12 protein-coding genes and 1 tRNA gene are annotated in these 13,985 nt (G+C 60.9%); 11 read left to right on the plus strand and 2 right to left on the minus strand.

Annotated features, from left to right (window positions below; genetic code table 11):
- The first annotated feature begins 173 nt into the window (after positions 1–173).
- Genes AZSI13_RS04750 through AZSI13_RS04760 form a run of 3 tightly spaced genes read left to right on the plus strand, consistent with a single transcriptional unit; the run spans position 174 to position 3,241 of the window.
- Entirely contained in the window at positions 174–2,621 is a 2,448-nt protein-coding gene (locus tag AZSI13_RS04750; RefSeq protein ID WP_235609673.1) for an LPD38 domain-containing protein, read from the plus strand.
- Between the two features lie 5 nt (positions 2,622–2,626).
- Complete coding sequence (locus AZSI13_RS18360) at positions 2,627–2,953, plus strand: HGGxSTG domain-containing protein (RefSeq protein ID WP_369406656.1); 327 nt, start codon at positions 2,627–2,629, stop codon at positions 2,951–2,953.
- A 45-nt stretch (positions 2,954–2,998) separates the two neighbouring features.
- Complete coding sequence (locus AZSI13_RS04760) at positions 2,999–3,241, plus strand: terminase small subunit (RefSeq protein WP_201262309.1); 243 nt, start codon at positions 2,999–3,001, stop codon at positions 3,239–3,241.
- Positions 3,242–4,995: 1,754 nt separating this feature from the next.
- Here the strand turns inward: AZSI13_RS04760 and AZSI13_RS04770 are convergent.
- Together AZSI13_RS04770 and ispB are read right to left on the minus strand one after the other, a co-directional pair.
- Positions 4,996–5,072 (minus strand) — tRNA-Pro (locus AZSI13_RS04770).
- A gap of 27 nt (positions 5,073–5,099) precedes the next feature.
- Positions 5,100–6,068 (minus strand): octaprenyl diphosphate synthase, encoded by a 969-nt coding sequence (gene ispB / locus AZSI13_RS04775; protein WP_109040044.1) that lies wholly within the window; start codon positions 6,066–6,068, stop codon positions 5,100–5,102.
- 227 nt (positions 6,069–6,295) lie between these two features.
- Here ispB and rplU point away from each other — a divergent pair, with 227 nt between their 5' ends.
- The 8 genes from rplU (at position 6,296) to ampD (ending at position 13,043) form a co-directional block, all read left to right on the plus strand.
- Positions 6,296–6,607, plus strand: a complete 312-nt coding sequence (gene rplU, locus AZSI13_RS04780) for a 50S ribosomal protein L21 (RefSeq protein WP_109040045.1) — start codon at positions 6,296–6,298, stop codon at positions 6,605–6,607.
- Between the two features lie 17 nt (positions 6,608–6,624).
- Positions 6,625–6,885, plus strand: a complete 261-nt coding sequence (gene rpmA / locus AZSI13_RS04785) for a 50S ribosomal protein L27 (RefSeq protein WP_109040046.1) — start codon at positions 6,625–6,627, stop codon at positions 6,883–6,885.
- 67 nt (positions 6,886–6,952) lie between these two features.
- Complete coding sequence (gene obgE / locus AZSI13_RS04790) at positions 6,953–8,038, plus strand: GTPase ObgE (RefSeq protein WP_235609674.1); 1,086 nt, start codon at positions 6,953–6,955, stop codon at positions 8,036–8,038.
- The gene (gene proB, locus AZSI13_RS04795; protein ID WP_109040047.1) at positions 8,038–9,174 is read left to right on the plus strand and encodes a glutamate 5-kinase; all 1,137 of its coding nucleotides are present in this window, start codon (positions 8,038–8,040) and stop codon (positions 9,172–9,174) included. The genes obgE and proB overlap by 1 nt, the downstream gene beginning before the upstream one ends.
- Positions 9,175–9,277: 103 nt before the next feature.
- Positions 9,278–9,502, plus strand: coding sequence for a PP0621 family protein (locus AZSI13_RS17220; protein WP_133247266.1), 225 nt, complete (start codon positions 9,278–9,280; stop codon positions 9,500–9,502).
- A gap of 2 nt (positions 9,503–9,504) precedes the next feature.
- Positions 9,505–11,112, plus strand: coding sequence for a nitrogen regulation protein NR(II) (locus AZSI13_RS04800; RefSeq protein ID WP_109040048.1), 1,608 nt, complete (start codon positions 9,505–9,507; stop codon positions 11,110–11,112).
- Positions 11,093–12,466, plus strand: coding sequence for a sigma-54 dependent transcriptional regulator (locus AZSI13_RS04805; RefSeq protein ID WP_109040049.1), 1,374 nt, complete (start codon positions 11,093–11,095; stop codon positions 12,464–12,466). The genes AZSI13_RS04800 and AZSI13_RS04805 overlap by 20 nt, the downstream gene beginning before the upstream one ends.
- Position 12,467: 1 nt before the next feature.
- Positions 12,468–13,043 carry a 1,6-anhydro-N-acetylmuramyl-L-alanine amidase AmpD gene (ampD, locus tag AZSI13_RS04810; RefSeq protein ID WP_109040050.1) on the plus strand — a complete coding sequence of 192 codons (576 nt, stop codon included), beginning with the start codon at positions 12,468–12,470 and terminating at the stop codon, positions 13,041–13,043.
- Positions 13,044–13,985: the final 942 nt, after the last annotated feature.

Genomic DNA, 13,985 nt, shown 5'->3' on the forward strand with positions numbered 1-13,985 from the left:
AAGCGACCTAGGCGTTTCTGAAAAAAGTGAGGTGGGTCAATTTTCAGTTGATGCCCTGGGTCATTTTTACTGTGTTGCTAACAGCCTTGAACCGGGCCCGCTCCAAGATCGGTAGCGATACCCCCCTGTCTGAGCACTTTGACCGCCTATTCGATAAATTCCGGCAATCAACCGTGGATGATCTGCACGGCATTTACCAAATGGAACGGCAGTTGTCCGGTGGCAAGCTGGAGCCAAATGGTGCCTACGAATCTGCTCGATTATCCCGGGCTTCCGCCAGTATTGCTGATGGTTCCGTTCGGTATGGCTACCCGGTTAAGAATCCAGATGGGTCCTTTGCTTACCGTGGAAAAGGCCTTGAGAGCATCCTGAAGCCATTAGCGGATCGCCTTGACGACGCCCTGCTGTATTTTGTGGGGCGCTCTGCCAATGAGCTGATGGTCCAGGGGCGTGAACATCTCTTCACCAAGGGGGAGATTCGGGCCATGCTAAACCTCGAAACGCCGGAAGCACGTCGGGCCTTTGCTGAGTACCAGGCCTGGAACCGCGGCATCTTGGATTTTGCCGAAGCGCAAGGGGTGCTGAACCCCGAGAGCCGCAAGCTGTGGAAGCGGGCCGAATATTTGCCCTTCCACCGGGTGCAGCAGCCGGGTGGGATCAAGGGAAAGCCCGGGGACTGGACGGGGATTAAGCAACTGACGGGCGGGACGGAGAATATCCGGGACGTGTTGGGCAACATGATCGGAAATGCCGCCCAGTTGATCGATGTGGCCGTGAAAAACGAGGCCAGAATCAAGGTGGCAGAGCTGGCCGGCCGGCCAGGTGGTGGCCGCTTCATGGTCAAGGTGGATCCCGGTAGTCGTGCCGTTCGAGTGGGGGGCGACCAGGTATTGCAGGCTATGGCTGAGAAATACGGCTTTGCTGTTGATGGGGAGCCGCCGGCGTTCTTCGAGTTTTTCACGCATGGACAGGCACCGGCCGGGGGAAATGTGGTGGCTATCCTCAAGGATGGTAAGCCCCGCTGGTATGAGGTCGGGGACCCCATCCTGCTCCGCTCTTTGCAGGCCATGGATCGCCCGCCAATGCACTGGCTGACCAAGTGGCTGGGCATGCCAAAACGTCTGGGCCAAGCGGCTATCACCATGACCCCTGACTTCATGGTGGCTAACATTGCCCGGGATACCATCATGGGCTCCGTGATGTCCCATTCTGGCTTTCGGCCAGTGCTGGACTCCATCAATGGCTTGCGCCGGAGGCTCCTGGAAGATCCCTTGTACAAGGACTACGTGGCCAATGGGGGAGGGCTTTCTTCCATTTATCTGGATGATGCCAAGCTGCGGACGAAGCTGGAAAAGTTCTACAGCCGCCAGGGAGTCGATTACCGCACTGTGCTGGATGCTCCGGACAAAATCATCAACTTTGTCGAGAGCCTGGGGGACGCTTTCGAGATGAGTACCCGCCTGGGAGAGTATGGGCGAGCCATCGAGCGGGGAGAGCATCCCAGGCACGCGGCCTACCTAGGGCGGGAGGTATCAACGGATTTCGCCATGAAAGGCGATTCCAAGGCCCTTGGCTTCATGTACGACACGGTGATGTTCTTGCGGCCGGCAGTGGTGTCCCTGGATCGCCTTTTCCGCGGGGTTTCCCACGATCCGAATAAGCTGGCCATCGGTGCTAAGACAGCAATGCTGGCTTTGTCCTCCGTGGCGTTGTACCTATTGAACCGGGAGGATTCGCGCTTCCAGGATCTGAATGACTGGGATCGGGATGCCAACTGGCATTTCTTTGTGGGGGATCAGCATTTCAGGTTCCCGAAAATCTGGGAAGTGGGTGCTGTCGCCAGCCTGGCTGAGCGGACCGCTGAGCGGCTGATGAATGAGGATCCCCAGGGGCTCGGCCAGGACTTTGCCCGTATCGTCGGCAATACCTTTAGCCTCAACTGGAAACCTCAGGTCCTGGCGCCGCTGTACGAGCAGGCGACCAACCGCAACGGCTTTACCAATTCCCCGATAGAAACTCCGGGCATGGATAACCTGCAGCCGTTCCTGCGGGCCAAGCCATCAACCAGTGAGAGCATGAAGGCTCTAGGCATGGCAACCCGGGACATGCCGGAGGCTCTGCAGGTAAATCCCGTGCGGGCAGAGGCGCTTCTTCGTGGCTACCTGAATACCTGGGGCATGTACGGCCTGATGCTGTCGGACAAGGCGTTTTTTGGGGACCAGCTGCCGGAGACGCGTACCGACCAGTTGCCGGTAGTCCGCCGCTTCTATTCCCAGGAGCCGCCCCTACACACCAAGTTCGAGACCCAGTTTTACGACATGCTGGGAGAGGCCCAGCGCCTGCAAGGCACTCTTCGGCAGTTGGATCGTCTGAAGCGTCCGGAGATTGCTGACCAGAAGGAGCGCAGTCCCCTGGCCGACGAGGCTAAGCCTTTAGAGCGGGCCAACAAGTCTGTCCGTTCCCTCAACGCTGAGATGCTGCAGGTCCGCCGGGATGATGGGCTGTCTCCACAGGAAAAAAGGCAGCGCCTGGATGAACTGGCGACCGAAAGGAATGCTCTGCTCAAGGCTGCGGTGCAGGATGCTAAGGCGGCGCAGAAAGCCAATGGCCCGGGGAGATGAGTTAGATGGGAGATGTGCCTGGAAGCGAGAAGCGTAGGCTCTTGCGGCAGCACCTCAAGCAAAGGGATGCTGTTTTCCATGAATGGGAGCAGAGGGGTTGCTCGTACCCCCCTCCCACATTCCCTGCGCTTCCTCAGGCGCTACGAGGCCTGACCTGTGGGGCTAAGACGCGGGCCGGGACACCGTGCAAGCTGACCGCCATCTATGCCAGTGGCCGGTGTAAGTGGCACGGCGGCTGCAGCACCGGCCCGAAAACTGAGGCCGGGAAGGAGCAGGCCAGGGTCAATGGGCGCAAGGGGGGAAGGCCCAGGAGATCAGAACCGAAGCCATAACGGTTATGAAAAGTATAGTTTTGGAGCATTTTTAAGACACCCAATGTGTCGAAGACAGCCGGTCAAATTGGCGAAGAGAACCTGAAAAAACCTGAAATCCAGGCGGCGATTCAGGAAGAGATGGCAGCCAGGGAAAAGCGCACCGAGATCACCCAGGACATGGTGCTCAAGCGCTGGTGGCAGATTGCCAATGCCGATCCCGAAGAAAAAATGGAAAAGCTCAAGCTAGGCGATTTGACGCCGCTGCCGTCACTTGCTACCTTGATGCCAAGGCCTCGCGCCTTCTGAACCACACCAGCCAGTTTTAGGAGGCTGGATGTCGTAGAAGAAGCGAGGCCTTTTTGTTTCTGGCTGATGCCCACTTGCCCGTGGAAGCGCAGCTATCGGAAGATTCAAGCACGTATGGGTGGCTTACATACCGTCCATTGACCGGAAGGGGGGGCTTTCTACTGGATTGCCATGCGCATTTTTTGGCGAGAGAATATTGTCGCCCGCTCCCATGGCACCACGAGAACGTATAGGGGTGTCTTGCGTAGCCAAGGATTGGGTCGCACTCCCCAGCCTATGCACCGGGTTGTTCCCGCCCCCCGCTCCCATCGTGTCGTCGCTAGAGTCAGCGGCACGGTGCGTAGCTCGGTTGGTGTCATTGGCCGCCGCTGACGCACCGGGGGACTCTTTTCACCACCGATAGAATCCAGCTGTTGGCTCCTGGGTTACGCACACTCAGCCTTGATCAGCGGATTCACTACAATGCTTAGGAAGCCGTAATTTTTTGAGGTGGGTTGATGGTGTCCTCCGTCATTGGGCCCGGCGTGCTAACGAAGAATGTGCAGCCAAGTACGGCTGGGGAAAACCCAACTTCAGCACCCGCTGATGATCCGATGTTGCCGGCGATGAACGGGATGGAAGAAGCAATGCTGGCGCAGCCGTATGGTCATGGCCAAAGCGGATCCGTCCAAGCCCAAGGCTTCCACTGATCCGGTACCGAAAGACGAGGGGGGCTGTAATCCCCATGACAACCCAACAGAAAATTGATCTGGTCGCCTTGTTCAACTGGGAGCCCTGCTCCGCTCCGCATCGGAATCCGCGGCCTCTCGTGGATTTGGACATCTGGGAGGAGGCCGGACGCAAGGGGTATCAGAACAAGTACGACGCCCCTATCTTGTGGGAAGCACAACGGCAAAAAGAGTCGCTGTCGCAAATACCGTACTACGCCAAAGCGACCGCGCACACCTGGATATCGATGTCCGAGAGCTACCGGGGTCTCAACTAGCCGGGGTTCTTTACTCCCCTGCCAGAACCATTGATGTTGACGGGCAAGAACGCCCAGTGGAAACAGCCTCGGCCAGCCGATCCATTACAATATGGAAGGAATCCGTAACTTTTGGAGGTGGATTGATGGGCTTCGACAGTCAAGACTGGAGAAGGCGGGTCAGGCAGGCAAAGACCGGCGAGGAGCTGAACAAGCTGCTGGACGAGTTGCCGTTGAAGGAGGATCGTTCTTCGACGAGTGAGGACGTCCCCGACGTCTCGACCACGGCACCAACGCCGGCATCCAGTCAATAGTGCTCTATATATATGAGCGCAAGGGTGGTGTCCCGACGCCGAGGTAGGGTTTAGTGGCAGGGGGGTATATCTGGGGGTACAAAAAATTTTTGTATTGGCCGTTTGCTGTGTTTGCAAGGCTTATGCGAAATTGTTTGGTAGTCCTCCTCCCACCACGGAATTTTTGGCTATTGAGGCCGCAAGGGCTGACGGTATCCGTCGTGCAGTGCCATAGAAAAGGCTGGACCAACGCAAGTTGGTTCGGCCTTTTTGTTTTACGGTCAGGGAGAAAGTCACTTCAGGGAGGGCGGTGGCGACGCTGGCAGGCAAGGCTTGTTGCTGCTCTGGAAGGATTGCAGAGGGTTTCCGAATGAGTTTGTGGCTTTGGTGGTCCGGTAGGTGTGACGGCCCAGACTCGCCGCCGCTCATCAGGGGGCATTGGGGGAAATGAAGCAGAAATGAAAAGACCGCCGTGAAGGCGGTCTTTTCATGATGTTTGGTCGGGGTGAGAGGATTCGAACCTCCGACTCCTGCGTCCCGAACGCAGTACTCTACCAGGCTGAGCTACACCCCGATTCGCGACAACCAACGAGAAACAAGCTCAGAAGCTTCTCGTCACAGCGAAGACTGACAATTCTACCAGCGAATCTTTGTATTGAGAAGCCGGAAGCGCGTCCAGCGCGCGAATGGCTGTCTCGGACTCCACTTTTGCCTGTTGCAGGGTGTGTTCGAGTGCGCCGGTGGCGCGGATGGCTGCCATGACGGCGGGAAAGTCGTCGCGCCCTCCGGATTCGATGGCCTGGCGCACGCAGGCGGCCTGCTCGGCGGTGCCGTGCTGCATGGCGTAGATCAGGGGAAGGGTTGGCTTGCCTTCGGCCAGATCGTCACCCAGGTGCTTGCCGGTTTCAGCTTCGTCCGCCGAGTAGTCCAGCACGTCGTCCACCAGCTGGAAGGCAGTGCCCAGGTGCATGCCGTAGGCGGCCAGTCCTTCTTCCTCTTCCACCGTGGCGCCGCCGAGAATGGCACCCAGGCGAGCGGCTGCCTGGAACAGCTTGGCGGTCTTGTAGCGGATAACCTGGAGGTAGCGGCCTTCATCCACATCGGCATCGTGGCAGTTCATCAACTGCAGCACTTCACCTTCGGCAATGATGTTGGTGGCGTCGGCCAGGACCTGCATGATGCGGATGTCGCCGACGGAAACCATCATCTGGAAAGCGCGGGAGTAGAGGAAGTCCCCTACCAGGATGCTGGCGGCGTTGCCGAACAGGTTGTTGGCGGTTTCCCTGCCACGACGCAGGTCAGATTCATCCACTACGTCGTCGTGGAGCAGGGTGGCGGTATGAATGAATTCAATGACAGCTGCCAGCTCGTGGTGGTGGGTGCCCTTGTAGCCAAGGGTGCCGGCAGCGAGCAGGACCAGTACGGGGCGCAGGCGCTTGCCGCCGCTATTGATGATGTATTCGGCCACCTGGCTGACCAGGACCACGTCGGAGTGAAGGCGCTGGCGGATGACGGCATCCACCGATTTCATGTCGGCGGCGATCAGGGCGTTGATGTTTTCGAGGGCCACGGTTGTCGGAGCGAATAGGAGGTGGGAAAGCGGGGTGGCCAAATGTCGCCAATCGGCGCCAATACAGGGGCCTGGCCAAGCCCGCTGCATGTTAGGCGCCCGCTTGGTTGCGGTCAAGCTGCTGGGGGCGGGAAAAGACTTGGTGCGGCACGGAAGTCTTTGACTGCAAGATAAAAATCCGTATAATGCGCGGTTCTTTGTTTCACCCTTTGTTTATCGGAGTTCCTATGTACGCGGTCGTAAAAACCGGTGGCAAGCAGTATCGCGTTGTCGCTGGCGAAAAACTTAAAGTAGAACAGATACCGGCTGACATTGGCGCACAAATCACTCTCGACCAGATCCTCATGGTAGGTGAAGGCGAGTCCGTGAAGATTGGCGCCCCGCTGGTTCAGGGTGCCTCTGTCCAGGCTACCGTGGTTTCCCACGGCCGCCACGACAAGGTCAAGATTTTCAAGATGCGCCGTCGGAAGCACTACCAGAAGCACCAGGGCCATCGTCAGAACTACACCGAGATCCGCATCGACGGTATCTCTGCCTGATCGAGGAGTAAGACACCATGGCACACAAAAAAGCTGGCGGTAGTTCCCGTAACGGCCGCGAATCGGAATCGAAACGACTCGGCGTAAAGCGCTACGGCGGCCAACTGGTTGCTGCTGGTAACATCCTGGTGCGTCAGCGTGGTACCGAATTCCACCCCGGTGAGAATGTCGGCATCGGCAAGGATCACACCCTCTTCGCCCTGGTTGAAGGTCGCGTGCAATTCACCATCAAGGGTGAAAAGCGCCGCCGTACCGTGAGCATCGTTCCCGCCGCCTAACCCGCGCTTTAAGGAACTGCGGAAAGAGCCCTATCCTTCGCGGTAGGGCTTTTCTGTTTATACCCCTATGAAATTCATTGACGAAGCCAAAATCCTGGTCATCGCCGGCAAGGGCGGCAACGGCGTTGCCTCCTTCCGCCGGGAGAAATACATCCCCATGGGCGGGCCGGACGGCGGCGATGGCGGCCGCGGTGGCAGCATCTACGTGGTGGCTGACCGCAACATCAACACCCTGATCGACTATCGCTACACCCGGAAATTCCTTGCCCAGAACGGCGAAAATGGCCGCGGCTCTGATTGCTACGGCAAGGGCGGGGAGGACATCACCCTGCATATGCCGGTGGGTACGGTGATCAGCGATGCCGTGGACGGCGACGTGCTGGCCGACCTGGACAAGGACGGCAAGCGGGTGCTGCTGGCCCAGGGGGGCAAGGGCGGTCTTGGCAACATCCATTTCAAGTCCTCCACCAATCGCTCCCCCCGCCAGTGCACCAAGGGTGAACAGGGTGACGAGAAGGAGCTGAAGCTGGAACTGAAGGTTCTGGCGGATGTGGGCCTCCTGGGCTTGCCCAATGCCGGCAAGAGCACCTTCATTCGCGCTGTCTCGGCGGCGCGCCCCAAGGTGGCCGATTATCCCTTCACCACGCTGCATCCCAACCTGGGGGTAGTGCGGGTGGATACCAACAAGAGCTTCGTCATTGCCGACGTGCCTGGCCTCATCGAAGGCGCTGCCGACGGTGCGGGTCTGGGCATCCGCTTTCTCAAGCATCTGGCCCGTACCCGGGTGCTGCTGCATATCGTGGATATGTTGCCGCCCGACCCTGAGGCAGATCCGGTGACGGATGCCCGGGCCATCGTTGGCGAGCTGGAGAAATACAGCCCCGAATTGGCCGCCAAGCCTCGCTGGTTGATCCTCAACAAGCTGGACCTGATTCCCGAGGATGAGCGCCAGGAGCGTATCGACGCCTTCGTCAGCGCCTACAAGGAGAGCACCGGTTTCGATGGCCCTGTGTTTCCGATCGCGGCCATCAGCGGTGAAGGTTGCCGTCCCCTGGTCTATGCAATCCAGAGTGCCCTTGAACAATTGGCTCCGTTGCACGGTGAGGAAGAAGTGGCTCCGGCAACGACGCCTTCCGAAAGTAACGACGCTTGATGAGCACAAACTGCACGCGTATGGCCGATGCCCGTCGCCTGGTGGTAAAGGTCGGGTCGGCCCTGGTGACCAATAACGGTGCCGGCCTTGATCTGGCGGCCATCAACGAATGGGCGCGGCAGATTGCCCAACTGCGGCGTGGCGGCCGGCAGGTGGTGCTGGTGTCCTCCGGTGCCATCGCCTGCGGCATGCAGCGTCTGGGTTGGACCAAGCGCCCCAATGCCGTGCATGAACTGCAGGCGGCCGCGGCCGTCGGGCAGATGGGCCTGGCCCAGATTTATGAAGTGGCATTTGGCACCCATCAGCTGAAGACTGCCCAGGTGCTGCTGACCCATGAGGATTTGGCGGACCGCAAGCGTTATCTCAATGCCCGGGCGACGCTGACCACCCTGCTGGAACTGGGGGTGGTGCCGATCATCAATGAGAACGACACCGTGGTCACCGACGAGATCAAGTTCGGGGACAACGATACCCTGGGCGCCCTCGTCGCTAACTTGGTGGAGGCTGACAGCCTGGTCATTCTCACCGACCAGCCCGGCCTGTTCACTGCCGACCCTCGCAAGGATCCTGCTGCCACCCTGATCAGCCAAGCCCAGGCCGGTGATGCCTCCCTGGAGTCCATGGCCGGTGGCGCCGGTACCCGGGTCGGGACCGGCGGCATGATCACCAAGGTCATCGCCGCCAAGCGAGCTGCCCGCAGCGGTGCCGATACGGTCATTGCCAGCGGCCGGGAGCCCGACGTGCTGGTGCGCCTGAGTCGTGGTGAGCCCGTTGGCACCCTGTTGGTGGCCGATACGCCGCCTCTGGCTGCCCGCAAGCAGTGGCTGGCAGACCACCTGCAACTGGCTGGCAGCCTGGTGCTGGATGCCGGGGCCGTGCAGGCCTTGGGGGAAGGCAAAAGCCTGCTGCCGGTGGGTGTGGTGGAAGTGCAGGGCGACTTCGAGCGCGGCGCCGCCGTGGCCTGCCTCGATGGCGCAGGCCGGGAAGTGGCCCGGGGGCTGTGTAACTACGGCAGCAGCGAAGTACGCCTGATTGCCCGCAAGCCTTCCTGCGACATCGAGTCCATCCTGGGCTACATCGAGGAACCGGAGCTTATCCACCGGGACAATCTGGTGGCCCAGCCCGCCGCTCGCTGAGTTCCCTAAACATTCGTTTCGCACCAGCCGGCGGGCTTTCCCGCCGGCTTCCTGTCGGCGCCTGTTATCCTTATCGCTTCACGCGGTAGGCGAAAACAGTTCCATGTCCAAATTCCTTCTCTTTCTCTGTTTCCTGGGCGGCCTCTGGTGGTGGTTCAAGGGCCGTTCCCGCTCCGGCATCGAGGCGGCACCTCCGGCGGCCCGGCCGGCAGAGCCCATGGTGGCCTGCCGTCGTTGCGGAGTCCATCTGCCCGATAGTGAAGCTCGCTTGTCCCGTGATGGCGGGTATTACTGTCCCGAGCACCTCCCAGCCGGGGAACGGGAGTAGCCGTGCCTCCGCCCTTCGCCGGCGCTGCCGCGCTCTCCGACGCCCACTGGCAATCCCTCCGCTACTTCAACCTCTACCGGCTGGTGGTGGCGGCCCTGCTGCTGGTGGCGGCCTACCTCCACCCGGCTAGTTTTGAACTGGTGCCGGCGACGGACCGGCCGCTTTACCTGTGGACGGCCCTGTTCTATTGCGCCAGCGCCCTGGGTTCCATCCTGGTGCTCAATTACTGGCCCTACCGCTTCAATCTGCAGCTATCGGCCAATGTCGTCCTCGATATCCTTGTTATCACCCTGCTGATGCAGGCCAGCGGAGGCCTGCGGGGTGGCCTGGGCGCCATGCTGCTGGTGTCCCTGGCGGCAGCAGGCCTGGTGGGGCAGGGGCGGTTGGTCGTCTTCTATGCGGCCCTGGCCACCCTGGCGGTGTTGTTCCAGCAGACGCTTCTGGCGCTGGGCGGCGATCTGGATCTCTCCCTTTTCTTCCAGGCCGGCCTGTTGTCTGTCGGTTTCTTCACGTCCGCCATCTCTGCCCGTTTGCTGGCCCGTCGGGTGGTGGCCAACGAAATGCTGGCCCGCAACCGGGGAATCGCCCTGGCCAACCAGGTCTATGTCAGCCAGCGGGTGATCGAGGAAATGCAGGACGGCGTGCTGGTGGTGACCCCCCAGGGGGAAGTCCGCCTGCACAACCCTCAGGCCGAGGCCCTGCTTGGCCTCGGGCCCCGTCTTTCTTCCCGGCTGGAGGATTACTCCCGGGAACTCGATATCCACTTCCGTCGCTGGCGCCTGGGGGTGGGGGGCGAGGAAGGTGTGCTGGTCTTTCAGGTGCCCCACAGTGGCAAGCAGGTACTGGCGCGGCTGCTGGAAACTCCCAGTAGTGAAGGCGACACCCTGGTCCTGCTGGAGGACATGGAGCGTCTGCGCGAGGGGGCCCGGCAGATGAAGCTGGCGGCCCTGGGGCGGCTGACGGCCAGCATTGCCCACGAGATTCGTAATCCCCTGTCGGCCATCAATCATGCGGGGGAACTGCTGCGGGAAACGGCCGTTCCCGACAGCGGTGACACCCGCCTGGTACAGATCGTCCTCGATAATGCCCAGCGCCTGGAGCGCATTGTGCGGGATGTGCTGGAGATCGGCCGGCGGGATCGTTGCCATCCGGAACCCGTGGCCTTCCCCGCGGCCCTGGAGGGCTACCTGGAAGAGTTCATCGACAAGGAAGGGCTGGCGCCCGGGGTGGTGCAACTGGAGCCCGGGCCATCCCTCATCTGGCCCTTCGACCGGACGCACCTGCATCAGGTCCTGTGGAACCTGCTGGGGAACGCCTTGCGCCACAGCCAGCGCCAACCGGGCAGCGTGCGCCTGTCGCTGCGCAGCGGCAACGCCGGGCAGGTGGAGCTGCATATCCGTGACGATGGACCGGGGGTTCCGGCAGCCATCCGCGAGCAGGTGTTCGAGCCATTTTTCACGACCCACAACAAAGGTACCGGCCTGGGCCTCTATATCGCCCGGGAGTTGTGCGAGGCCAACGGGGCCCGTCTGGAGCTTCTCGACGATCCGGAAGCCGGGGCCCATTTCAGGATTACAGGAAGGATTCAGGATGGTTCAGGGCAAAAGTGAACGCCGCAATACCCGGGCCGAGCCGTTGCGGGTGCTGGTGGTGGATGACGAAGCCGACATCCGGGAGCTCGTAGACCTCACCCTGTCCCGCATGGGGCTGGCGGCCGACTGCGCCGGTTCCGTGGCGGAAGCCCGGGAGTTCCTGGCGCAGCAGCGCTACCAGCTGTGCCTCACCGACATGCGCCTGCCCGATGGTGAAGGCCTGGAGCTGGTACAGCTGATCGGCCAGCAGTACAGCGAGACGCCGGTGGCCGTCATCACTGCCTACGGTAGTGCCGAGAATGCCGTGGCTGCCCTCAAGGCCGGTGCCTTCGATTATCTGGCCAAGCCGGTGGCCCTCGACCAGTTGCGCACCCTGATCAAATCGGCCATCGAGCTGCCGGCGCCGGCGAGCGGTGAGCGGGAAGCGATTCTCCAGCTCATCGGCGATTCCCGGGTCATGCAAACGGTACGGGAGTTGATCGCCAAGCTGGCCCGCAGTCAGGCGCCGGTCTATATCTCCGGCGAATCGGGTTGCGGCAAGGAGCTGGCCGCCCGGCTGATCCACGCCCAGAGCAGCCGTAGTGGCAACCCCTGCATTCCGGTGAACTGCGGGGCCATTCCCGAGAACCTGATGGAGAGCGAGTTCTTTGGTTATCGCAAGGGCGCCTTCACCGGTGCCGATCAGGAGCGCGAAGGTTTCTTTCAGGCTGCCAATGGCGGCACCCTCTTTCTTGATGAAGTGGCGGACCTGCCGCTCTCCATGCAGGTGAAGCTGTTGCGGGCAATCCAGGAAAAGAAGGTACGCAAGGTGGGGGCCACGGTGGAGGAGCCGGTGGATGTCCGTCTCATCTGTGCCACCCACCAGGACCTCAAGGCCTGTGTCGAGGCCGGCCTTTTTCGCCAGGATTTGTACTACCGGCTCAATGTCATCGAACTGCGCATGCCTCCCCTGCGGGAGCGGGCGGAGGATATTCCTCTGCTCGCCCGGACCTGTCTGGAGCGCCTGGCCCAGACCAACCGCCGGCCTCCCCTGCCGATGACGGCAGAAGCGGAAGAAGCCCTGTGTCGCTACTCCTTCCCCGGCAATGTGCGGGAGCTGGAGAATGTGCTTGAACGGGCCACTGCCCTGTGCAACGGCGAGGCTATCGAGGCGGACGACCTGCAATTGGCGCCGACTGAGTTGTGCGTCGGTGAGGGTAACGGCGAAGGTCGTTGTGGTGAGTCCCTGGAAACCTATCTCGACCGCATTGAACGTCAGGCCATTCTCGAAGCCATCCAGCAGACCGAGGGCAACCGCACCGCTGCCGCCCGCCTGCTCGGCATTACCTTCCGCTCCCTGCGCTATCGCCTGGCCCGCCTGGGGATCGAGTGACATGACTGTTGCCGCTTTCGACTCCGAGGGCTGGTGGCCCGCCGCGGTGCGCCTCGATTCCCCCAACTGGGATGAACGCCCTGCCGCCGGCGGACCGACGCTGGTCGTCATTCATGCCATCAGCCTGCCGCCGGAGCAGTTCGGTGGTCCCGGAATTTTTCAGTTGTTCACCAACACCCTTGATCCAGAAGCGCATCCCTACTACGCCGGCATCCACCAGCTGCGTGTCTCATCCCACTTTCTCATCCGGCGTGATGGCGAGGTTGTTCAGTTCGTCTCCGCCAACAAGCGTGCCTGGCATGCCGGTGTTTCCACATGGCGCGGCCGGGAGCGTTGCAATGACTTTTCTCTGGGTATCGAGCTGGAAGGCAGTGATGCCCAACACTTCGAGCCGGCCCAGTACGATGCTCTGAAATCCTTGCTGCAAGCCATTCTCCAGCACTACCCCATCGACGCGTGTGCCGGTCATAGCGACATCGCCCCCGGACGCAAGACCGATCCCGGCCCCTGTTTCGATTGGCAGATATTGCGTTCCGCCTTTCCCTCCATCACCTTTCCGGACATGCAAAAAGGTTAAAAAACACTTGCATAGGAAATAGGCGATTACTAGAATTAGGCCCAAATCACAATAGGCACACTAAATCTAGTGGTCACTCAAAATATCGTGTCGCGACAGCGTCACTTCAAATCCCGGATCGCCTTTTCTGGCGCGGGTTACGGCTCCTTCACCCCGCCGCGACCGTGAGTCGCCCCGAGCCGAAAATGACGCCTTTTTCTCCGCCTCCCCAGCTTCTCCCGCTCTCCATTTCGGCGTTCGTTTCCGCTCCTTCCCGCCATCACTTCCTGATGGCCTTGCCTGACTCCCCATTTCTTTCGCTGCCGGATACCCCGCGTATCCACCGCTTCGTGCGTCCTTCCGCGACGCGGCGAGTTCCGGCCGTGCGCAAGCTGAATTCAACCGGCGCTTCCTCCGGAAGGTCGATGAATGATCCGTGCCCGTTGCTGACGGATCTCGTTTTGTCCGTTGTGTCTTAAAGCCAATTTTCGATCCTGGAGAAGGAGGTTATTTATGGCAACCGCTAAGAAAACGAAGACCGAGACCGCCAAGGACAAAAAGTCCACGGTCAAGGCCGCCAAGCCGGCCGCTAAGAAGGCCGCTGCTCCCAAGGCTGCTGCAAAGTCCGCTGCTAAGCCTGCAGTGAAGAAGGCTGCACCGGCCAAGGCTGCTGCGAAGCCTGCCGCCAAGCCCGCTGCGAAGAAGGCTGCACCGGCCAAGGCTGCTGCAAAGCCCGCCGCCAAGCCTGCTGCGAAGAAGGCTGCNGAAGCCCGCCGCCAAGCCCGCTGCAAAGAAGGCTGCGCCGGCCAAGGCAGCTGCGAAGCCCGCCGCCAAGCCCGCTGCGAAGAAGGCTGCACCGGCCAAGGCTGCTGCAAAGCCCGCCGCCAAGCCCGCTGCGAAGAAGGCTGCACCGGCCAAGGCTGCTGCAAAGCCCGCCGCCAAGCCTGCTGCGAAGAAGGCTGC

It is taken from the genome of Azospira sp. I13 (assembly GCF_003112695.1).
Classification (GTDB): domain Bacteria; phylum Pseudomonadota; class Gammaproteobacteria; order Burkholderiales; family Rhodocyclaceae; genus Azospira.